At 56.0% G+C, this 21,219-nt stretch carries 22 protein-coding genes and 1 pseudogene; 17 read left to right on the forward strand and 6 right to left on the reverse strand.

Annotated features, from left to right (window positions below; translation table 11 throughout):
* Positions 1-69 precede the first annotated feature (69 nt).
* The 8 genes from IPM61_09250 to IPM61_09285 all read left to right on the forward strand — a co-directional run bounded on the left by IPM61_09250 (position 70) and on the right by IPM61_09285 (position 9,048).
* A complete protein-coding gene (locus IPM61_09250; GenBank protein ID MBK8911499.1) occupies positions 70-1,077 on the forward strand; it encodes a DNA-directed RNA polymerase subunit alpha in 1,008 nt (335 codons plus the stop codon).
* Between the two features lie 68 nt (positions 1,078-1,145).
* A complete protein-coding gene (rplQ, locus tag IPM61_09255; GenBank protein ID MBK8911500.1) occupies positions 1,146-1,817 on the forward strand; it encodes a 50S ribosomal protein L17 in 672 nt (223 codons plus the stop codon).
* A gap of 242 nt (positions 1,818-2,059) precedes the next feature.
* Positions 2,060-2,533 carry an RNA-binding protein gene (locus tag IPM61_09260; protein ID MBK8911501.1) on the forward strand — a complete coding sequence of 158 codons (474 nt, stop codon included), beginning with the start codon at positions 2,060-2,062 and terminating at the stop codon, positions 2,531-2,533.
* Between the two features lie 110 nt (positions 2,534-2,643).
* Positions 2,644-3,249 (forward strand): YihA family ribosome biogenesis GTP-binding protein, encoded by a 606-nt coding sequence (locus IPM61_09265; GenBank protein ID MBK8911502.1) that lies wholly within the window; start codon positions 2,644-2,646, stop codon positions 3,247-3,249.
* A gap of 78 nt (positions 3,250-3,327) precedes the next feature.
* A complete protein-coding gene (locus IPM61_09270) occupies positions 3,328-4,485 on the forward strand; it encodes an alanine--glyoxylate aminotransferase family protein (GenBank protein MBK8911503.1) in 1,158 nt (385 codons plus the stop codon).
* A gap of 3 nt (positions 4,486-4,488) precedes the next feature.
* On the forward strand, positions 4,489-6,078 hold the full coding sequence (locus IPM61_09275; GenBank protein ID MBK8911504.1) for a phosphoglycerate dehydrogenase: 1,590 nt from the start codon (positions 4,489-4,491) through the stop codon (positions 6,076-6,078).
* Positions 6,079-6,161: 83 nt separating this feature from the next.
* On the forward strand, positions 6,162-7,142 hold the full coding sequence (locus IPM61_09280; protein MBK8911505.1) for a hypothetical protein: 981 nt from the start codon (positions 6,162-6,164) through the stop codon (positions 7,140-7,142).
* Between the two features lie 43 nt (positions 7,143-7,185).
* Positions 7,186-9,048 carry a long-chain fatty acid--CoA ligase gene (locus IPM61_09285; protein ID MBK8911506.1) on the forward strand — a complete coding sequence of 621 codons (1,863 nt, stop codon included), beginning with the start codon at positions 7,186-7,188 and terminating at the stop codon, positions 9,046-9,048.
* On the opposite strand, the gene IPM61_09290 is transcribed toward IPM61_09285, so the two are convergent.
* Complete coding sequence (locus IPM61_09290) at positions 9,045-9,308, reverse strand: hypothetical protein (protein ID MBK8911507.1); 264 nt, start codon at positions 9,306-9,308, stop codon at positions 9,045-9,047. The genes IPM61_09285 and IPM61_09290 overlap by 4 nt on opposite strands.
* Between IPM61_09290 and sucD the strand changes: the two genes are divergently transcribed.
* The 4 genes from sucD to IPM61_09310 all read left to right on the forward strand — a co-directional run bounded on the left by sucD (position 9,292) and on the right by IPM61_09310 (position 12,611).
* Positions 9,292-10,413, forward strand: a complete 1,122-nt coding sequence (gene sucD, locus IPM61_09295; GenBank protein ID MBK8911508.1) for a succinate--CoA ligase subunit alpha — start codon at positions 9,292-9,294, stop codon at positions 10,411-10,413. The genes IPM61_09290 and sucD overlap by 17 nt on opposite strands.
* A gap of 177 nt (positions 10,414-10,590) precedes the next feature.
* A complete protein-coding gene (locus tag IPM61_09300; GenBank protein MBK8911509.1) occupies positions 10,591-10,956 on the forward strand; it encodes a sulfurtransferase in 366 nt (121 codons plus the stop codon).
* A 65-nt stretch (positions 10,957-11,021) separates the two neighbouring features.
* A complete protein-coding gene (ndk, locus tag IPM61_09305; GenBank protein MBK8911510.1) occupies positions 11,022-11,435 on the forward strand; it encodes a nucleoside-diphosphate kinase in 414 nt (137 codons plus the stop codon).
* 135 nt (positions 11,436-11,570) lie between these two features.
* Positions 11,571-12,611 carry a hypothetical protein gene (locus IPM61_09310; protein MBK8911511.1) on the forward strand — a complete coding sequence of 347 codons (1,041 nt, stop codon included), beginning with the start codon at positions 11,571-11,573 and terminating at the stop codon, positions 12,609-12,611.
* 1,033 nt (positions 12,612-13,644) lie between these two features.
* On the opposite strand, the gene mreD is transcribed toward IPM61_09310, so the two are convergent.
* The 5 genes from mreD to upp form a co-directional block, all read right to left on the reverse strand.
* Positions 13,645-14,142, reverse strand: coding sequence for a rod shape-determining protein MreD (mreD, locus tag IPM61_09315; GenBank protein ID MBK8911512.1), 498 nt, complete (start codon positions 14,140-14,142; stop codon positions 13,645-13,647).
* Positions 14,143-14,147: 5 nt separating this feature from the next.
* Positions 14,148-14,999 carry a rod shape-determining protein MreC gene (mreC, locus tag IPM61_09320; protein MBK8911513.1) on the reverse strand — a complete coding sequence of 284 codons (852 nt, stop codon included), beginning with the start codon at positions 14,997-14,999 and terminating at the stop codon, positions 14,148-14,150.
* A gap of 164 nt (positions 15,000-15,163) precedes the next feature.
* Positions 15,164-16,393, reverse strand: coding sequence for a rod shape-determining protein (locus tag IPM61_09325; protein ID MBK8911514.1), 1,230 nt, complete (start codon positions 16,391-16,393; stop codon positions 15,164-15,166).
* Between the two features lie 77 nt (positions 16,394-16,470).
* The gene (locus IPM61_09330; GenBank protein MBK8911515.1) at positions 16,471-16,947 is read right to left on the reverse strand and encodes a hypothetical protein; all 477 of its coding nucleotides are present in this window, start codon (positions 16,945-16,947) and stop codon (positions 16,471-16,473) included.
* Positions 16,932-17,558 (reverse strand): uracil phosphoribosyltransferase, encoded by a 627-nt coding sequence (gene upp / locus IPM61_09335; protein ID MBK8911516.1) that lies wholly within the window; start codon positions 17,556-17,558, stop codon positions 16,932-16,934. Before upp ends, IPM61_09330 begins: the two co-directional genes overlap by 16 nt.
* A 354-nt stretch (positions 17,559-17,912) precedes the next feature.
* Here upp and IPM61_09340 point away from each other — a divergent pair, with 354 nt between their 5' ends.
* From IPM61_09340 to IPM61_09360, 5 genes and pseudogenes are all read left to right on the forward strand, one after another.
* Positions 17,913-18,887, forward strand: coding sequence for an alpha/beta hydrolase (locus IPM61_09340; GenBank protein ID MBK8911517.1), 975 nt, complete (start codon positions 17,913-17,915; stop codon positions 18,885-18,887).
* Positions 18,888-19,061: 174 nt separating this feature from the next.
* The gene (locus tag IPM61_09345) at positions 19,062-19,730 is read left to right on the forward strand and encodes a hypothetical protein (protein MBK8911518.1); all 669 of its coding nucleotides are present in this window, start codon (positions 19,062-19,064) and stop codon (positions 19,728-19,730) included.
* Between the two features lie 42 nt (positions 19,731-19,772).
* A complete protein-coding gene (locus tag IPM61_09350) occupies positions 19,773-20,210 on the forward strand; it encodes a transposase family protein (GenBank protein MBK8911519.1) in 438 nt (145 codons plus the stop codon).
* A pseudogene (locus tag IPM61_09355) lies at positions 20,147-20,599 on the forward strand (transposase). Before IPM61_09350 ends, IPM61_09355 begins: the two are co-directional and overlap by 64 nt.
* Before the next feature lie 46 nt (positions 20,600-20,645).
* Positions 20,646-21,191 (forward strand): redoxin family protein, encoded by a 546-nt coding sequence (locus IPM61_09360; protein ID MBK8911520.1) that lies wholly within the window; start codon positions 20,646-20,648, stop codon positions 21,189-21,191.
* Positions 21,192-21,219: the final 28 nt, after the last annotated feature.

Consider the following 21,219-nt stretch of genomic DNA (forward strand, 5'->3'; position numbering starts at 1 on the left):
GAAGAGAAATTCGCAGCCGCTGACACTTCCCCACGAACCTGAACGCAGAGGTTAGCCTTGACAGATCAAATGACTGCGCCAATCAGTGCGCTGATGCAGATGCCCGAACGGGTTCAGCTTGATGAAGCTACACGGAGCCAGACCTTCGGACGGTTCGTTCTGCAACCGCTGGAAGAGGGATACGGGACCACGATTGGGAACGCCTTCCGCCGCGTGTTGTTGGCTTCGATTCCGGGATGCGCCATTGCCGCCATTAAAATTGATGGCGTGCTTCACGAGTTCCAGACCATCACCGGTGTCACCGAGGATATGGCCGAAATCATCCTGAACCTAAAGGAGATTCGGCTGAAGCAGATTGACAAAAAGGTCAATAAAATCGCGTTCGACGTTCGCGGTGCTGGTGATTTTACCGGAGCCAATATCCAAGCAGCCACCGATGCGTTCGAGGTTCTGAACCCCGAACATCACATCGCAACGCTGAGCAGTGGCGTAACCATGAGCATCGAGCTTCGGATTGGGCGTGGAAAAGGCTACGTCCCAAGCGAGGAAAATCGCCAGCCGGATATGCCTGTGGGGATGATCCCCATTGACTCCATCTTTACGCCAGTCCTGAACGTTCGGTACTTGGTTGAGCCAACCCGTGTTGGCCAAAAAACCGACTACGAGAAGCTGACCCTTGACATCACGACCGACGGATCAATCTCGCCGGAGGAGTCGCTGGCAACCGCTGCAAAAATCTTGCGCGACCATATCCAGCTGTTCCTAAACTTCGATGCCCAGGAAGCACAGATTGCCGAAGAAGAGGAATCGAAGGAAGCAGAGATCAGCCGCATTCGCCGGATTCTTCTGACCACGGTGGACGAGCTGGAGCTTTCGGTGCGCTCGCACAACTGCCTGAAGGCCGCCAATATCAATTCCATTGCCGACCTTGTTGGCCGCCAAGAAAGCGAGATGCTGAAGTTCCGCAACTTCGGGCGCAAGTCGCTGGCGGAATTGACCGAGATCATCCAGGAGTTCGGGCTAACATTCGGCATGGATATTGACCGCTACCTGAAAGAAGAGAAAGAAAGCAAGTAACCGACGCAACTGCGTTGCAAAGCTCTGCGGCCAGCTAACGCATTTTTTTTCCGAGAGAGAACATACCCATGAGACATAACGTAGAAGGCAGAAAATTAAAGCGGACAGCAAGCCACCGCCGTGCGTTGTTGCGTGCCCTGACGGTCTCGCTGTTGCGCCATAAGCGCATCCGCACCACCGAAGCAAAAGCGAAGGAAGCCCGCCGCTTTGCCGAGGCGATCATCACTCGCGCCAAGAACGCATATTTGGCCGAGAAGGCTGGCAGCGCCACCAACATCCATGCCCGCCGCGTGGTTGCCCGCGACATCAACGACGCTGCGGTGCTGAAAGAACTCTTCAGCGAGATTGCCCAAAAAGTTGCCGAGCGTCCGGGCGGTTATACCCGCGTGGTAAAGCTGGGCCAGCGTATCGGCGACGGTGCACGGGTGGCAATCCTTGAGCTGGTGGATTACAACACCGAGCGCGACGACAACGCCGTCCGCAGCCGTGCAAAACGGATGCTCTCCCGCGCCGAACGGGTTGCCCGCAGCCGCGCAAAACAGGCCGAGCTTGAAGCCAAGCAAGCCCAAGCCGCCGCGCCAGTTGCCGAAGCCGCTGCGGAGACCGAAGCAACCGCCGAAGCAGCTCCTGAAATGGAACAATCCGCTGCCGAAGCTCCAACGGTTGAAACCCCTGCTACCGAAGCTCCGGCCGCCGAAACCGGCGAAGCTCCAGCCGAAGGGGAGCCAACAAAAGAATAACCGCACTGGGAATTATGGCTTAGCAAAAAAAATGCTTGGCCAAGTTGTAAAACATTCCAATTTTTGCCGCCAAGCCTTCCTACCCGATAGTATGGAAGGCTTGGTCGTTTGCAGGGTTTCCTAATCATTGGTGGTCCGTTCGTGTGCTGCCGGTTCAAGTGCTTCGCCGTTACCAGACTACTGTGTTACCAGTCAGCCCAGCAACCCTCTCCTCAATCAACCTTCATATTCCCGTGGCAGTAATGAACATCTATGTTGGAAACCTCGCTTTTGCGGTCACCGACCAGGAACTGCGCGAAGCGTTCGAGCCGTACGGCACGGTAGTGTCGGCAAGCATTGTTATGGATCGCGAAACCGGGCGTTCGCGTGGGTTCGGATTTGTTGAAATGGAGCAGAACGAAGATGGCCAGCGTGCAATCCAAGAAATGAATGGCAAGGAGTGGCGTGGCCGCTCCCTAACCGTCAACGAGGCACGCCCACGCGAGGAACGGCCCCGCTACGGCGGCGGCGGGTATCGTGGTGGTGAAGGAAGAAGCGATGGTAATCGTGACGGTAATCGTGGTGGTGGTTACGGCGGTGGCGGCGATTACGGTGGCCGCGGTGGCGATCGTGGCCGTGATCGCGATCGTGACCGCGACCGTGGCGGGCGCGGTGGTGACCGCTACGACCGCTCCGAAAGCCGGCGCGGCGGATGGGACAACGACGACGACGAATAGCCAGCACTTGGCCACGGCTTGGCTTTGTCTCCCCTCCCATCTCCCTTTGAAATCATTCTCATGCTGCCGTGTCGCTATGGCGCGGCAGCGTTTGCTTACGGACGTACCGAATGCTTCGTATCACTACATCCGAGTTTATTATCGGTGCCGCTTCCCCCAGCCAATTCCCCAACACCAGTTTTGCCGAAGTTGCTTTTGCCGGGCGCTCGAACGTCGGGAAGTCATCGCTGCTGAACACGATAGCCGGGCGGAATAAGCTGGCAAAAGTCAGTGCCACCCCGGGAAAAACTCGGCAGATCAATTTCTTCCGCGTCAACAGCCGGTTCCATTTCGTGGACCTTCCGGGATATGGGTACGCCAAAGTTGCCAAAACCGAGCGCGAAGAATGGGGAAAGCTGATTGACACCTACGTCCGCAATCGCCAGCAGCTTCGGCTGATCGCTTCGCTGGTGGATATTCGCCACGAACCAACCGCACTGGATCGCGAACTGTTCCAGTATCTTGAATCCATTGGCCGCCACTTTGTGGTGGTGCTAACCAAACACGACAAAATCTCCGCAACGCAGGCCGAGCTTCGCCGCCAGGAAGTGAAAACGCTTCTTGCCGATTACCGCTTCTGCGTGGATGTCCTCCCCTTCTCCAGCCAAACCAAACATAACCTTCCCGCGCTGCTTGCCACGTTGGAAGCATGGCTGAAAGGAAAAGGGGAAGGATGAAAAAGTAAAGAACAACCGAGGGGAAAGGGAAGCCAATCATTGCTTGCGGCGCAAGTAATCAACCACCAGGAGAGTTCCATGAAAACCCGACTTTTCACGCCAGGCCCCACACCTGTGCCGGAGCACGTGATGCTACGGATGGCGCAGCCGATTATCCACCATCGCACCGATGAATTCCGCAACGTCCTCCGCCGCGTCAGCGATAACCTGCAATATCTGTTCTGCACAACCCAGCCGGTGCTGACCCTGACCAGTAGCGGAACCGGCGCAATGGAAGCCGCAATCGTCAACACCTTGTCGGCGGGGGAGGAACTGCTGTTTATCAATGGAGGAAAGTTTGGCGAACGCTGGGGTGAGATTGCCCGCGCCTACGGCGTAACCGCCCACCAGCTTGCCGTCCCGTGGGGAACCGCCGCAACCGCCGAACAGGTTCTACAAATGGTGGCTCAGCATCCGGCAACGCGGGCCGTTTGCCTAACCCACAGCGAGACCTCCACCGGCGTGTTCACCGATGTTCGCGCAATCGCGGCCCAGCTTCGCCAGCAGGGGTATGAAGGGCTGGTGATGGTGGATGGCATCACCGCCGTTGGTGCCCACGAAATGCGTTTCGACGATTGGGGGTTGGATGTTGTCGTCACCGGCTCGCAAAAAGGACTGATGATTCCTCCGGGGCTTGCGTTCATCGCCCTAAGCCAGCGCGCTTGGGAGTTCAACCGCACCTCAACCCTTCCCAAATTTTACTTCAACCTTGCCCAAGCCCGCACCGCGTTGAAGGCCGACGACACCCCCTGGACCCCAGCAATCACGCTGATGCTGGGATTGGACGAAGCCCTTCAGATGATCCGCAACGAAGGGGTGGAAAACGTCTGGGCACGCCACGACCGCTTGGCTTCGGCGTTGCGCGCCGGGGCAATAGCGGTGGGGCTGCGGCTGTTCGCCTCCCCTTCTTCGAACGCCGTCACCTCCATCACACTGCCAGAAAATGGAGGAGCGTTTATGAAGCTGCTGAAGGAGCGATACAACGTGACGGTGGCCGCAGGGCAGGAGAGTTTGAAAGGGAAAATCTTCCGCGTCTCGCATCTGGGATACTACGACGAAGCCGATATGCTCAGCATCCTGTTCGCCATGGAAAGCGCCTTAAGTGATATCGGGCATCAACATCCAGAAGGGGCTGGACTGGCTGCGGCGCAAGGGGTCTTTAACCAAGCGGCACGGAAACGGCAGGAGGGGGCGTAACGGATGCAAGTGCTTATTGCCGATAACGTCAGCCGCAAGTGCGATGCGGTGCTGAATGCCCACGGAATCCAAACGGTTCGGGCCGTTGGAATCCCCCGCGAGGAGTTGCTGGAGATGCTCCCCAACTACGAAGGAATGATCGTCCGCAGTGCCGTGACGGTGGACCGCGGGATGATTGAAGCAATGCCCAGAATGCTGGCCATTGGCCGCGCCGGTGCCGGCGTTGACAACATTGATGTGGTTGCCGCAACCGAGCGTGGAATCGTTGTGATGAACACTCCGGGGGGGAACACCATCTCCGCCGCCGAACACACCCTTGCCATGCTGATGTCGCTGCTGCGGAAGGTCCCCGCGGCCAACGCAAGCCTGCGCCGTGGGGAGTGGGACCGGAAAACATTTGTGGGAACCGAGCTGTTTGGCAAGCGGGTTGGGGTGTTGGGATTGGGGCGGATTGGGCGCGAAGTTGCCGCCCGGATCGCTTCGTTCCAGGCGCACGTTGTGGGCTACGATCCCGTCCTTTCCCCCGATGCTGTCCGGGCGTTGGGGCTTGAGCCAACCACTTTCCAGGAGATGGTGGAATCGTGCCAGATCATCACCATCCACATCCCCCTGACGGCCTCCACACGCGGGCTTATTGGCGAAGCCGAGCTTGCCCGAATGCCGCACGGATCGTTCATCATCAACTGCGCTCGCGGCGGTATCGTTGACGAAGCCGCACTGCTTGGTGCGTTGAACACCGGCCAGATTGCCGGCGCGGCGTTGGATGTTTTCAGCAGCGAGCCGGTGGCCTTCCCCTCGGCACTGATTGACCACTCCAACGTGGTGGCCACCCCGCACGTTGCCGCCAGCACCCACGAAGCACAAGAGCGGGTTGCGGTGGACATCGCCGTGCAGATGGCGGAGTTCTTTGAAGGGCGCGGCGCGCGCGGCGTGGTGAACGCCAATGGAATGGAGGACAGCCTGATGAGCGCGGCCCGCCCGATGATGCACGCCGCACGGCTGCTTGGCGAATTGCTCTCCCAGCTTGGGGGTCCCGATTCGCACACCTTCAACCTGACCGTTCACGGAACCGATGCCACCCAGATTATGCAAGGGTTGGAGGCTGCCCTGCTGGCGGGAATATTGCGCCAACGCCTGAGCGGGGTGGTGAATGAGATCAATGCGGCACGGCTTGCGGCTGATGCCGGAATCACCCTTCAGGCGGTGGGGGAAGGGGAGCATCCACGCTACCAGATGTTGATTTCCGGGACGGTTGAGGGGCTGAACGGCCAGCCGCCACACCATGCTGCGGTGACGCTGTTTGGGCGCAACGATGTTCGGTTGGTGATGGTGGATGGCCTTTGGTTAGATATCGTCCCTTCCGGGGTGATGGTGATGCTGCGCGGTGCCGACCGCCCCGGCGTGCTTGCGGCGATTGGTGGAACCTTTGCCGAACGGAGCATCAACATCAGCGATGTCTCGCTTGGCCGCCGCGATGGGTCCGACGATGCCCTTACCGTCATCCGAATTGATGGCGACCTTCCAGCAGAAACGCTCGCCGAACTCTCCAACATCCCAATGGTTCAGAAAGTTAAGGTGGTGCGGATGCCGTAGCCAGGCTTCCCACTTTGGGATCCCCATCCTGCGCAACGAACATTCCCCGCAGAATCCATTTTTTAGCAATCACACAAACGCAAGTGCAACGCCAACGATCCTCCAACAACGCCCAACCACGGACGCTGAAACCGAACACGTGGGAAAGCTCCCGTTCGCGCAAACCGGTTCCACCCCGCCAACGCCGCGAGTGGACCGCAGAAGAAGATGCGCAACTGAAAAAATGGTATCCCACCAAAGGCTCCACCTACTTGATGGAGCTTCTGGGGCGGCCCCGTGCCAGCATCCAACAACGCGCGCTTCGGCTGAAAGTGAACGGGCCCGGGAAACGCTGGACCTACCGCGAAGATGTCTTCGTGAAGCACAACTACGCCAAGCGAACGGCCGGATATATCGCCGAAAAATTAGGGCGGTCCGAAATGTCGGTGCGCCAGCGGCTGATTACCCTGAAACTCACCAACGCCACATCGCGCCCGTGGACCAAGCAGGAGATTGAGTGGCTGCGGAAGCACTACGGAACCGCCACCTCCGCCGAACTTGCCGCCGAACTTGACCGCACGATTGACGCGGTGGAGATCAAAGCCGGCAGAATTGGCCTCAGCAAAGCCCACCGAAAAATGACCGCGCAGGAACGGAGATGGATCAAAAAGAATTTGGGGGAGATCAGCATGCTGAATATGTCCATCCAGCTAAAGGTTGCGCACTCGCAGGTGCTGAGGGTTGCGCGCGAATTCGGCTATCACCCCCGCCCCAACAACCGCCCATGGACCCCGCAGGAAGATGAGCAACTTCGCCAACTCTATCCCACCACCACCGCCCGCGAGCTGGGCGAACTGCTGGAACGGACCCTTCCGGCGGTGCGGATGCGGCTGGAGAAGTTAGAGCTAACCACCCCGCGCGTGCAGCCACGCCCCTGGGTGAAGGAAGAAGATGCGGTGGTGAAGAAATTCTACGGGAAAAAGACCGCGGCTGAGATCGGCGCGATGATTGACCGAACACAGTTTGCCGTGATTGGCCGGGCCAGGCATCTGAAGGTCTCCAACTCTCGCAGCGACGGCGAGTAGCGCAACAAATCCATCAACTATTTTTTCGGGTGGGGAGGATGCCATGCCTCTGCTGACGAGCTTCAACACCATTGCTGGGATGTTTGCCGGGGTGGTTGCACACTTCGGCACCAGCACCAAGCCAGCGTTCCAACGGAAGGTTGCCGGCAAGTATGCCGACATCACCTACCCGCAGCTTCACCAACAAGTGGAAGCGTTTGCGCTGGCGCTCCGCTCGCTGGGGGTTTCCCGTGGGGACCATATCGGGCTGATGTCGGAAAATCGGCTTGAGTGGGTTGTCACGGATCTGGCCTGCGCCTGCAGCGGCATTGCCGATGTCCCCATCTTCCCAATCCTTACCCCCGCCCAAGTGGAGTATATCTTCAACGATGCGCGGGTGAAAGCGGTGGTTTGCAGCAACCAGCTGCAACTGAACAAGCTGCTGAAAGTGGTGGCGAACATCCCAACGCTCCACCACATCATTGTGATGCAGCCGGAGCTTGCCGCACGCCAGCCGGAGGCCGCCGGGCGGAAGATCATCTCCTTCCAACAAATGCTTGAGGATGGCCAACGGCTTTCCGCCGCGTTGCCGGGCCAGCTGAACAATCTGATTGCGGAGATTGAACCCTCCGATATGCTGACGCTGATCTACACCAGCGGAACCACCGGCCACCCGAAAGGGGTGGTGCTGTCGCACGGGAATTTGGTGGCGAATATCCAGGGGGCAGCGGCGGCATTCCCGGCCATTACCGAATCGGACGTGGTGCTGAGTTACTTGCCCCTTTGCCATTCCTACGAGCGGCTTGGCGGCTACTACACCTGCATGGCGTGCGGGGCCACCATCGCCTTTGCCGACTCGATTGACACGGTCCGCACCAACCTTACCGAAGCCCGCCCAACCTTGATGACCAGCGTGCCGCGCCTGTTCGAGCGGATTAAAGCCGGGGTGGAAAAGCAGGTGGCCGAAGGACCGGAGAAAAACCGCAAGGTGTTCCAATGGGCGTTGGGCGTGGGGATTGAGAAGTTCCGATTGGAGCAAGCGGGGAAGAAGCCGGGAGTGGTGCTGGCCGGCAAGTACGCGCTGGCCGATAAACTGGTGTTTGCAAAAATTCGGGAGAAGATGGGGGGAAGGATTCGGTTCTTTGTCAGCGGCGGGGCCGCGCTTCCCCACAGCGTGGGTGAGTTCTTTTTTGCCGCAGGGCTTCCGGTTGTCGAGGGCTACGGGATGACGGAAGCCTCCCCGGTGATCAGTGCCAACCCGTACACCCGGCCACGGCTGGGAACCGTCGGGAAGCCGCTGCCGAATGTTGAGGTGATGATTGCCAGCGATGGCGAAATCTTAACCCGCGGTCCCCACGTGATGCAAGGCTACTACAACAACCCCGAAGCCACCGCCGAAGCGATTGACCCGCAAGGCTGGCTGCACACCGGCGACATTGGGGTGATGGATGCCGAGGGCTACCTGAAAATCACCGACCGCAAAAAGCACCTTCTGGTAAGCAGTGGCGGCAAGAACATTGCGCCGGGGCCGATTGAGTCCACGCTGCTCCACAGCCCCTTGATTGACCAGATCATGCTGATTGGCGACGACCGCCCCTACCTAACCGCACTGATCGTTCCCGACTTCGACGTGTTGAAGGAGGTGCTGCAATCGCAAGGGATCAACGTTGGAGATATCCACGACATGGCCGTCCGCAAGCAGGTGCTTGATTACGACGCGGCGGTGCTGGCGGTGGAGGCCGACATCAAGCGGCTGCAGCGGGACCTGTCGGCATTCGAGCGGGTGCGCCGTTTTGATCTTCTTGCCGAGCCGTTCACCGTGGAGAACCACCTGCTGACCCCAACGCTGAAAGTCAAGCGGAAGGAGGTGGAGAAGGCCTACGCCCAGCAGATCGAGGCGATGTACCAGGGGATGGAGTTGGATTAGAAAGAACTGCCACGCAAGGGCTTTTCCGCGCCGTGCGGGTGCGTGCCTGTCACGCTAAAAGCTCCATCCATTTCCCCGCGCCGATGGCCCTTTAACGATCGGTAAACCTCTGCGATTTCCCCCGTTTTCCCCTCCTGCTTTTCGGTTTGGAACAGTTGGGCGGCAAGCCTGCCGATCCCCTTTTCGTATGTTTGTTCTTCCTGAAATAGCACTTCAGCAACAACACATACAGTACCTTTCAACATGAGCGTTTTAGTCAACAAAAGCACGAAAGTTCTGGTGCAAGGGATCACCGGAAGCGAGGGGACCTTCCATGCATCGCAGATGCTGGAGTACGGCACCAACGTGGTTGCCGGTGTTACGCCGGGCAAAGGGGGAACGGAGTATCACCCAGCGGAATTTATCCGTGCGGTTCCGGTGTTCAACACCGTTAGCGAGGCCGTTGCCGCCACCGGTGCCAATGCCTCGGTGATCTTTGTTCCGGCTCCGTTTGCTGCCGATGCAATCAAGGAAGCCGCCGACGCCGGGATTCCCCTTGTCATCTGCATCACCGAAGGCATTCCGGTGCAAGATATGGTGATGGTGAAATCGTACCTGAAAGGGAGCAACACACGGCTGATTGGGCCAAACTGCCCGGGCATCATCACCCCCGATGAGTGCAAAATTGGGATCATGCCAGGCTTCATCCACAAGAAAGGAAACGTCGGCCTGGTCTCCCGCTCCGGAACCCTTACCTACGAAGCCGTCAAGCAGCTAACCGATGTTGGCTTGGGCCAAACCACCTGCATCGGCATCGGCGGCGACCCGGTCAACGGGACCTCCTTCCTTGATGCCATCAAGCTCTTCAACGAAGACCCAGAGACCGAGGCGATTATCATGATTGGGGAGATTGGCGGATCGGCCGAAGAGGAAGCGGCGGAGTATATCGGCAAGCACGTGAAGAAGCCGGTGGTTGGGTTCATCGCCGGACGCACCGCGCCTCCGGGCCGCCGGATGGGCCATGCCGGGGCCATCATCTCCGGCGGAAAAGGGACCGCCGATGCCAAGTATGAAGCCATGCAGGCCGCAGGCATCACCACGGTGGACTCCCCGGCCACAATGGGCGCAACGGTGCTGAAGCAGCTGCAAGCCAAAAAAGGGAACAACGCCAAGCCCGCCGCACCAGCGGCCCCCAAAGCCGAGGCCAAACCCGCTGCACCAGCCAAACCCGCTGCAACGAAGCCCGCCGCCGCCGCGCCAGCCGCAGCCAAGCCGGAATCAAAGATTGATGCCGCAGCAAAGGCCGCCCCAGTGAAGGCTGCCCCAGCGGTTGCTTCGGCAAAGAAGGCGATCCCCGCGAAGAAGAAAAATTCTTCGAAAAAATAAATCTGCTAACAAAACGGCCAATTCCTGTGTTAGCATAGTAGCGCAGAGAAGCTCGGGGTCGCTCCGGAAGATCAACGTCCGACGGAGCGCCCCGGTTTCGTAACCAGCCGGATCGTACGCGCTTTTGCTCCGCATAATCATCAGCCCAATTCAATCACGCATTCAACCAAGCCGCCGATGCTCCATTCCCAGCGATTCCTGAAAATTGTAGAAGAGACAAAAGAGCGCGTGGTGGAGATCACCCCAGAAGAAACGTTGGCGATGCAGCAGCGGGGGGAAGCATTCTTGTTGATTGATACCCGTGAGGATAAAGAGTGGGAGGCGGGGCATATCGCCGGGGCCATTCATCTTGGAAAAGGGGTGATTGAGCGGGACATCGAGAAGGCCGCCCCCGATGCCGAAACGCCAATGGTGCTTTACTGCGGCGGCGGTTTCCGCTCGGCCCTTGCTGCCGATGCGTTGCAGCGGATGGGCTACACCAACGTCCGCTCCATGAGCGAAGGGTGGCGCGGCTGGACCACACGGAACTATCCGGTGGAGTAGGCCCCGCAACAGTCCGAACAAATCAAACAATATCCAACACAAACCAGATAACCGAACAGACCACTGTGGAACGCACACTTTGCATTATCAAGCCGGACGCAGTCCGCAAGAACGTGATTGGCCAGATCATCGCCATGATTACTGACGCAGGGTTCAACATCCTGGGATTGAAGATGATCCAGATGTCGGGCAACGATGCCGGACGCTTCTACGAAGTTCACCGCGAACGCCCATTTTATGCAAGCCTTGTCGAGTTCATGTCGGGCGGACCGGTGGTGGTTGTCGCCCTTCAGAAGGAGAACGCCGTTGCCGACTACCGCGCACTGATTGGCGCAACGGACCCCGCCGAAGCTGCCGAAGGAACAATCCGCAAAGTCCACGCGTCAAGCAAAGGGGAGAACGCCGTGCATGGCTCCGATTCGGTGGAAAACGGCCTGCGTGAAATCGGCTTCTTCTTTGCCGAGCGCGAATTGGTGTAAGCCGATGGGGAAGCGGAACTTCGTTGATCGTGGGTTCCCCAGCGTGTGAACCAGCAAGCCGCAACGGAGTTCCCCTTTCCCACCAATCGCTTTTCTTTAACTGATATAACCGACTCCCGATTTTCCCTGACCAGTATGATGACGACCGCAACGATGACCCGCCGCAACCTTCCGCTGCTGCTTCTGCTGGTTGCCGCAGCAATGTTCGCCCAGATGTTCGCCCAGCCAGCAGCTGCGCAAGAAGCCGGAACCGCCAAGCCGGACGCCAAGCCGGAGAAGTTCAGTTTTGGACCTCCGTTGCGGGGGAATGCGGTGTTTGCCTACGAGTTCAGCGAGCGGGTGAAGATGGTGGCGCGCGACACCAAAGGGGAGATACAGGACAGCACCGAACGGAACGTCCGCTACTACGTGACGATGCGCCAGGTCCTGCTGGACAAAAAACAGAAGCTGATGAAGATCGAGACGAACGTTGACTCGATGGTAATTGATTTCAGCAACAAGCTGAGTGGCGATTATATCTACTTCAACACCCAGCAAATGCCGTCGCAGTCGGTGATTCGGCACCGCGAAGTCTTTGCGCCGTCGGTGCTGATCAACCGGATGGTCTCCTTCCAGATTACCCCGTACGGCCAGATCGTAAAAACCACCAGCCCGGCCCTGGACGACGTGAAGGAGCAAGCCAAAACGCCCGGCATTCCCGATGCCGAATTCTCGCGCAGACGCATCGCGCAGGTGTGCAATCCCGAATACTTGGCATGGATGCTGCTGCCGTGGCGCGGGCTGCTTCCGCTGGGCCAAACCGTGGCGATGAACACGCCGATGCAGCAGAAATTCAGCGGAGTGCTGGACCGCCTGACGTTCCAATCCACCGCAACCACAACGTTGCTGAACGATAGCCTGGGCCAGCGGCTGCGGTTCACCGCGCCGATTGCCAGTTCCGCCAAACAAACCGGAACCCTCTCGCTCTTCCCAAAACCGATAGCCATTACCGGGATGAAAGGGAACCTTACTGGCGAGCTGAAGTTGGAGCAAGATGGAGTGGTGTTGGGCGCGTGGATTGGCGCGACCGGAACCGCAACCGCCAACGTGAATGGGGAGAAACTCACGCTCGATATCTCGCACGAGTTCTACGCCAAACAAGTGGGGCTTACTCCATTTTTTGATGAGGTGGAGTAAGGGTTAGAAAGGGTGCTTCCCACAAAAGCAAAACAGAACAGGCGCAGAGTTCAACACGGAACTCTGCGCCTGTTGTTTTTTCGGTGCGTGAAGCAAAGCAACGGAATGCAAGGGTGGCCGCCACCCCGACTTCGTCGGGCTGGCTACCGTAAGGGTAGCCGTCCCGACCTCCGTCGGGATTGATAAAAGGTCTTTAGCCTTCGGTGTGATCTTCGGTGTTTGGTTACTGGGCTCCGATAAAGATCGGAGCCGTTACCCCGACTTCGTCGGGATTGATAGAAGGGGTAGCCGTCCCGACCTCCGTCGGGATTGATAGAAGGGGTAGCCGAAGGTCTTTAGCCTTCGGCTACAAGCAAAACAACGGAATGCAAGGGTGGCCGCCACCGTAGTATTGGCAGGCTAAAGACCTGCCGCTACCCTGACTTCGTCGGGACAGCCACTGCAAAGGTAGCCCCCCGACCTCCGTCGGGATTGATAAAAGGTCTTTAGCCTTCGGTGTGAAGCAACGGAACGCAAGGGTGGTCGCCACCGTAGTATTGGCAGGCTAAAGACCTGCCGCTACCCCGACTTCGTCGGGATTGATAGGTAGCCGTCCCGACCTCCGTCGGGATTGATAAAAGGTCTTTAGCTTTCGGCTACAAGCAAAACAACGGAATGCAAGGGTGGCCGCCACCGTGGTATTGGCAGGCTAAAGACCTGCCGCTACCCCGACTTCGTCGGGACAGCCACTGCAAAGGTAGCCCCCCGACCTCCGTCGGGATTGATAAAAGGTCTTTAGCCTTCGGTGTGAAGCAACGGAACGCAAGGGTGGTCGCCACCGTAGTATTGGCAGGCTAAAGACCTGCCGCTACCCCGACTTCGTCGGGATTGATAGAAGGGGGAGCCGCCCCGACCTCCGTCGGGATTGATAGAAGGGGTAGCCGAAGGTCTTTAGCCTTCGGCTACAAGCAAAACAACGGAATGCAAGGGTGGCCGCCACCGTAGTATTGGCAGGCTAAAGACCTGCCGCTACCCCGACTTCGTCGCGGAGCCGCTACCATGCTTTTTTCCGTGCGGCCACAAGCATCACAAGGCTTGCCACCACAACGGTGTACATGGTTCCGGCAACGCCGCTGCGAAGGAAGAAGGACCAGAGCGAAAGGTCGGTTGGCTGAACGTAAAAGAAATCGAAGATGAGGTTATGGATGGCTGCGCCGAACGCAACAATCAGAAGGAACCGGAAGGTCCCAATGGATTGCTGCAGGCTTAGCTGTTCGTTGTAGAAGTGGCCAATCACAAACCCCGCCACCACCTTTGCCAGCGCGTTCGTTCCGGTGATGTTGCTGCTGATGACATCGAACGCCAAGCCAAGCATGAACGCGGCAATGATCCCAATAAACTGCCCTTCGCGCAGGGCAATCACGGCAATCAGGATCACCAGAAGATCGGGGGCAACCCCCTGCACGGTGATGTAGCCCAGATTAAGCTGCACCAACAACAACAGCAACCCGCTGATGGTGTACCAGATCAGATTTGAGTAGGTGGTGGGCATTGTTGTCAGTCCTTTCCTCCCTCGGTCCGCTGTTGCTCCCCCTCAAGAAACGATTGCTCCAATTTCAGCCGTGCTTCGTCGGGGCTGTGGAGCACCACAAACGCTTCCTCCAGCGTTGCGAAGTTGGCGGCTGGCTCAATGATAATGCGGTCGAACAGCGTCCCTTGCTCCTCCTGAACATCGGTGATTACGCCAATGGAGATGTTCTCCGGGAAGTAGATGGATTGGCTGGAGGTGACAACGGTGTCCCCCTTTTTTTGCTTCAGCGCGGTGGGGACGTATTTCATCACCATCACCCCGTTCGGCTCCCACGTCACAATCCCTTCGTTGCGGCTTCCCAGCATTCGCCCGGGGACTTGGGTGTCCACATTCACCAGCAATTGGACGATGGAGTAGCGGTCGTTCAGGCCAACAATTCTTCCCACCAATCCCCGCTCGGTCATCACCGGCATTCCTTCTTTCACCCCGTCGCGGGTCCCAACGTTCAGCGTTGCGGTGTTGCGAAGTTGGATGATGGTTTTCCCCACCACTTCGGCTGCCAGCAGTTTCATGGGGGATTTCTCTTTGAATTCCAGCATCGCCTTGAACTTCTCGGCCTTCACCGCTTCCTCGCGAAGCTGCATTGCTTGCGCGGAAAGGTCCTTGTTCAGTTGGCGCAGCGCGTGGTTTTCGCTTTCCAACGCAAAGGGGTTGGGAACCCAGCTGAAGGCTTCTTGCACCGAAGCCACAATCCCCACCGAAATGGTGCGGAAAGAACGGAGCTGCTGGTTACTGCTGGCGGAGATCAGGATCAGGGAAATGGTGATAAGCAGCAGCGTCAGCGCGTGTTCCTTGTAGCGAAGAAGTAGGTCAGCCAAACGCCGCATGAGTGCTGTTCAACGATGACGTGATTGTGTGTGTGTGCGCGTGACGATGAGACGAAAAACAAGCAATGCCCAAAGAGAAAGCAGGGAGCAATCAAACAGCTTGAACAATCGAAGGCCGGACGCTTTGCTTGGGGGCAGGGGGCAAACTCTGCAGATCAATAACGGCGGCTTTTGATTAACACTTGCGAGTAGTGATTCAAATTCTCCAGCACCTTCCCCGTGCCGCGAACAACGGCGGTTAAAGGGTCGTCGGCAACGAACACCGGAAGGGATGTTTCGCGGCGAAGGCGTTCGTCAAGGCCGCGAAGCAGCGCGCCGCCGCCGGTCAGCATAATCCCGCGGTCCAGAATGTCGGCAGAAAGCTCCGGCGGGGTATGCTCCAGCGAGAGTTTGACGGCATCCACAATCGCCATAATCGGCTCGCTCAAGGCTTCGCGGATTTCGGCACTGGTGACGGTGGTCATCCGGGGAACGCCGGCCACAAGGTCGCGCCCTTTCACCTCAATCTGGATTTCTTCCTCCATCGGCATTGCTGTCCCAACCTCATGCTTGATTGCCTCGGCAGTGCGTTCGCCAATCAAGATGTTGTGGTTTTTCTTGAAGAACTGGACGATGGCGTTGGTCATTTCATCGCCGGCAATGCGGATGGATTCATCGTTGACGATGCCGCTAAGGGCAATCACCGCAATCTCGGTGGTGCCGCCGCCGATGTCAATAATCATGTTTCCAACCGGGGCCTCAACGTCCAGCCCAATGCCGATTGCTGCGGCCATTGGCTCGGCAATCAGGTGGACCTCTTTCGCGCCGGCGTGTTCGGCGCTGTCGCGGACGGCGCGCTTCTCCACCTCGGTAATTCCCGATGGAACGCAAACCACAATCCGGCGAGCGGGCTGCCACGACGGCGAAATTTTGCGGATGAATGCGCGCAGCATCCCCTCGGCAATTTCAAAGTCGGCAATCACCCCATCCTTCAGCGGACGGATGGTCTTGATATCCTTGTGCGTCTTGCCGATCATCGCCTGTGCCTCGCGGCCAATGGCCACGATTTTCTTGGTGGTACGGTCGAACGCAACAATGGAAGGTTCATTTAGGACGATGCCTTTCCCCTTCATCCAGATAAGGGTATTGGCTGTGCCTAAGTCTATTGCAATGTCGTTGGATAAAACGCCAAACACGGAAGAGGATTCAATCAGGAGTTGGGAAAAGAAGCAAGCGATTCCCGTTGAACGTGGGAATCGCTGCCGAAAGCGCCGCAAATATGGCCAATCCAAAAGGGCTTTCCAAGCAGGGAATTCCTTTTGCACAACTTTTGTGCATTCTGGCACCGAAAGTGAGCGGATGAACGCCAAATTTCTGCGGCAAAACAGCCTTGCCACCCGCAGCATGATCTTCAGGTGGGCGCATGCGCACCGCAATCGGAGGCAAACTCAGAAGAAAGGGAAAAGAAAGAGAGATAGGGGATTTACGATTGCCCGCTGGCTTCCAGAATCCGCCGCAACCGCAGCCGCGCCCGCCCTTCGGTGGCGTAGGCTGCGCGCTCGGCTGGGATCTGCCGATACGCCTTGTGCATCCGCTGGCCGATCGTTCCGCCGCCGCGCCGGAAGCCGAACCGGAGCATTCCCCACAGATACGCCAGCCCGTAGCAAGGGTAAAACAGAACCTGGGCGCGTTGCTGGCGCACGTGAACCGCTTCGTGCAACACCAGCAGCAACAGCGATTGCGGGTTGGCGGCTGCCATTCCTTCCATCAGATAGACCTTCTTGAACAGGGTAATCCCCACCATCCCTTGCCGGTGCACGCCAAAGGGAAGGGTGGGGCGGAAGATGACCGGGAAATCCAGGGGGATGCCCCGGAAAAGTTGCTCCATTTCCCCGGGCGGCAACGCCAGCCGTGCGGCCAGCGTGCGGACCAACGCTTCGGCAATCACAGCGTGCCGCACAACCGGTCCCCCGCGTCGCCAAGCCCGGGGACGATGTAGCCGATCTCGTTCAATCGCTCATCCACTGCGGCAACGTGAATTTGGAGGTTCGGGAATTCTGAGAGGGTGGCTTCAATCCCCTCCGGCGCGGCGATAATGGAAAGAAGGGAGCAGGAGCCGGCCCGCTCAATCGGAAGGGTGCGCATTGCCGCACGGGCGCTTCCTCCGGTGGCCAGCATCGGGTCCAGCAGGAACAGGTGGGCGTTGGTGATGTCGCTGACGTTGCGGTAGTATTCGTATGGCTCAAGGGTTTCTTCGTCCCGTTTCATCCCAATAAATCCGGTGACGGCATCGGGAACAACGTCCAGGAATCCATCCAACATCCCCAACCCTGCGCGAAGGATCGGCGCGGCAATCACCGAATCGCGCAGCTGCGCACCGGCGGTGGTTGCCAGCGGCGTTTCCACGCTTACCGGAACCAGCGGAAGGCGTTGCGTTGCTTGGAATGCAAGCCCGCGAGCAATGGTGCGAACATGGGCGCGGAACTCCACCGCCGAAGTGTGCCTATCGCGCAGCACCGTCATGGCGCGGGCAATAATGCTGTGGTCAAGAAGATGAACGTTTGGATGCATGGCAACGGCTTGTTGAAATTACGGCAACGGCAAAAGTACACGATTTTTTCCGGCGATTGACAGCAGAGTTTAGGGTGGAAAAATGGCCATGAAATTCTATTGCGATCGCTATATCGGCCATGTATCTTTGCTGTAGGAGGTACAAGGCAAGTGGTGTGAATTTTGTTCCTCTATGATTAGTAGCTAATGGGAATGTGCCTCTCAAGGCAGAACTGAGTGTAGAAGCAGCATATGGAAGCCTACCCCTTGTATAACGGGAACGCCAAGACATCTTGCATTTTCTGAATTGTTGATTTGCGCCGGGTTATTCAATAACCCTGTGGATGTTATCTACAACCTAATCCTTACCGTACGATGACAACCTTACGCTACTGCAAAAATTTAGCCTCCTTTTTTATAGGAATGGCCTGTGCACTCCTTTATGGCTGTAGCTCAACAACTGTAGAACCATTAATAAGTTTCCATTCCATTCAGCAGTATGATGATGGAACAGAAATAATCGCCGTCACCACACACTTGAACAATGATTCCATTGTTTTTGGTCAAAGCCGACTTCGAGAATCCATATTCAAGTACGTTGGCCGAAATGGGGACTCGCTACAACTGAGGTTGTGGTATCCACCGGAGGGGCAATATGATCCACAACAATTAATGCTTTTCATCCCTGGGTATGGTGCCAGCAGTTTAACAATGTTCCCAATGGGTCTCGCATCTACTCGAAGGAATATCGTTACTGGCATTGTCACCCTTCGAGGGTCTGGTCTCAATGCTCGCCATAATCCTACATTTGGATTACAAGAACACGAAGACGTAGTGGATGCAATTAGAGCATTACAGCGTACGATGCAGCCTCGTTTGAAAGTCGCAATATTTGGCGTTTCTCTGGGAGGTGTTGTTGCGGTTAATGCGGCTGCTGAGGATTCTCATGCTGAGGATCCCCATATTGTTGGAATTGCTTTGGAGGGACTTCCCTGGGATTTACAGCAGGCAGCTTCCCGTGCGCTAAGCGGTCGCGAGCTTGCAATTGTTGAGTATGTCTTACAGGGGCGTGAGGCTTTTGTTGATAGCCTCTCTCCAAAACGCTCTATTCCTCGCCTCAATGCAGCAATTCCATTGCTGGCACAATGGGGAGGCAAGGACGAAGTAGTGACAACTGAAGATCAGAAATTATTACGTGAAGCATTAATAAAAGTCAATCCAACAATTACGATCCACTCAATAGATTCCGCCGGACATACAATGCGTTTGGGGTGGCCACTTCCGCAACAACAAGCAGTAGCAATCAACGAAGAAATCATAACAACCCTGCAACAAGCACTTAGCAAGTGACCGGGGGGGGGATATACTCAATACACAGTGGTTTGCGAAAATCAGACCGAAAGGTGAAGGCCTTCGACTACCGACAACCCGAGCACCTTACGGTAATTTCCGATACTTTGAAATGCTCCCTAGGGCAAACAGGAACAGTTCTCTGGCACACAACATTTTTTACGGAGGAATGCAATGCTAAAAGATTGCTGGCTATATAAAAAAACGAGGATGATTGCTGTCATCGCTACAGCTATTTTTCTTGCTTCTAATACCGCTTATCCACAATCCAATACTGCTATGGAAAAAGATAGCGCAAAGGATCTGCTGTATCATGCACGCAATTCATGTTTAAGCGTGCGCACCGCTAAGTATTACGTGCATTCTTATAGAAGCAACCCAGACGGCAAGCCAGCTATTCATAGTGGTAATGTGCTGCTATACCGAGATAGCACAAACAATCCATTAGGTTGGAAAGTTCGCTTTGAAGCGGATAACGGTATCATATACTGTTATACAGGAGAAGAGGTAAAAGTTTTAGATCCAAAGTCTAAAAGGTTTATCACCGTAGATGCTGCGCAAGGAGCAGATAAGATGATTAAGGGAGGTGTGATTTCGGGGTTGATCTTTAACGTGCTAACCGATACTGCTATGTGGGAGAATATCATTCATCTATCGAATGATGTTTCCTTAGAGGAAGACCAGAAGATGGAAAGCATTTTGTGTAAAGTGATAAAAGTCAGTTTTCCTGATACAGAACTATTTAGCCAATTAACAACTCGACTATGTATAGACCCAAATAGCTTTCTTGTACACAAGAAAATCAATCATTCAGTATATAATAGACCTCTTTCAAAAGTCTAGATTACGGGTTATGTTTGGGGTCAACCAACATAAGGAAGAAGGATGCAATACGCAGAGATTCGTGATCGTTCACCGGAACAATTTCGACGCTTAACGGGTGTGTTGCCGACAACCTTCGAGGCAATGCTCAAGGTCATTCGTGCAGCACGGCGAGAGTTTGGTCGCCCACCGAAACTGGTGTTGGCCGATCAGCTGTTGTTGACGCTGCTGTATTGGCGGGAGTATCGAGCGCAATATCACCTTGCAGCGGATTTTGGGATCAGCGAACCGACCTGCAGCCGGATCATTCGGCGAGTGGAGGATGAACTCAGCCAGAGCAAAGAGTTTCAATTGCCGAAGCGTCCGCAACCGCGAGGCGGGGACATAGAATTTGCCGTGATCGTGATAGATGCGACAGAAAGCCCGATTGAACGGCCCAAAAAAAGCAAAGGGAGTACTACAGCGGCAAGCGTGGATGCCACACGATCAAGACGCAGGTAGCCATGGCGTTGGGGAGTCGTCGGATACTCAAGACAGAGTTTGGGGTTGGTAGCCAGCATGATTTCGCGTTATTGAAGCAGTGTGTGGGTCGTGGGTATGGGCGATTGTTGGGGAGTGGGAATCGTTGGATAGCGGATTTGGGATATCTGGGCTTATCGAAGATTCAGAGCAACGTGTGGTTGCCGCACAAGCGGCGGAAGGGGGTGGAATTAGGAGATTGGGAGAAGGGAGAGAATCGTGAGCACTCGCGGAAGCGGATCGTGATTGAGCATGTGTTTGGTCGGTTAAAGGTGTTCAAGATCATAGCGGAGAAATATCGAAATCGTCGCAAGCGATTTGATATGAGATTCAACCTCATCGCCGCCATCCATAATTTCGAACTCCCTTGAAAGCTACTTTTGAAAGAGGTCTAATGATGTTGAATTACTCGACACGTTGTCTTTTTCTAGAATAGAGATAAACAAGCCCTTACCCGCTGATGCATTTACGTTAGAAAAACCTGATGGCTATGCAGCGCAAGCGATTACAAGACCAGCCTCTAAAGACGAATCACTACCAATTGGAAGCCCTGCTCCTGAGTGGCACTTGTTTAATGAACAAGGAGAAGAGGTTTCCAGCAAGAGTTTACGGGGCAAAGTGGTTTTATTAGATTTTTGGTATAGCACCTGTGGACCTTGTGTAAAATCCATGCCAGTAATACAAAGAATTCATGAGAAGTATAAAAACAATGGAGTTGTAGTTGTTGGTATGAATAGCAAAGAAAAGAAAGCTGCTAATGCTGTTAATTTTATGAACAAAAACAACTACACCTACACACTCGCCCTCCAAGCTGACAGCGTCGCCAGCGCATTCGGCGTGGATTCTTACCCGACCACATATATCATAGATGCTGAGGGAAAAATTATACATAAAGAAATAGGGTTCGGCGACGAAACAGAAGAAAAGATCAATGAAATAATGGATAGGATTTTGCAGAAATAAGCGATGTAAGTAATCGGCAGTGCTCATG

The sequence above is a fragment of the Chlorobiota bacterium genome, assembly GCA_016710285.1.
GTDB lineage: Bacteria > Bacteroidota > Ignavibacteria > OLB7 > OLB7 > OLB7.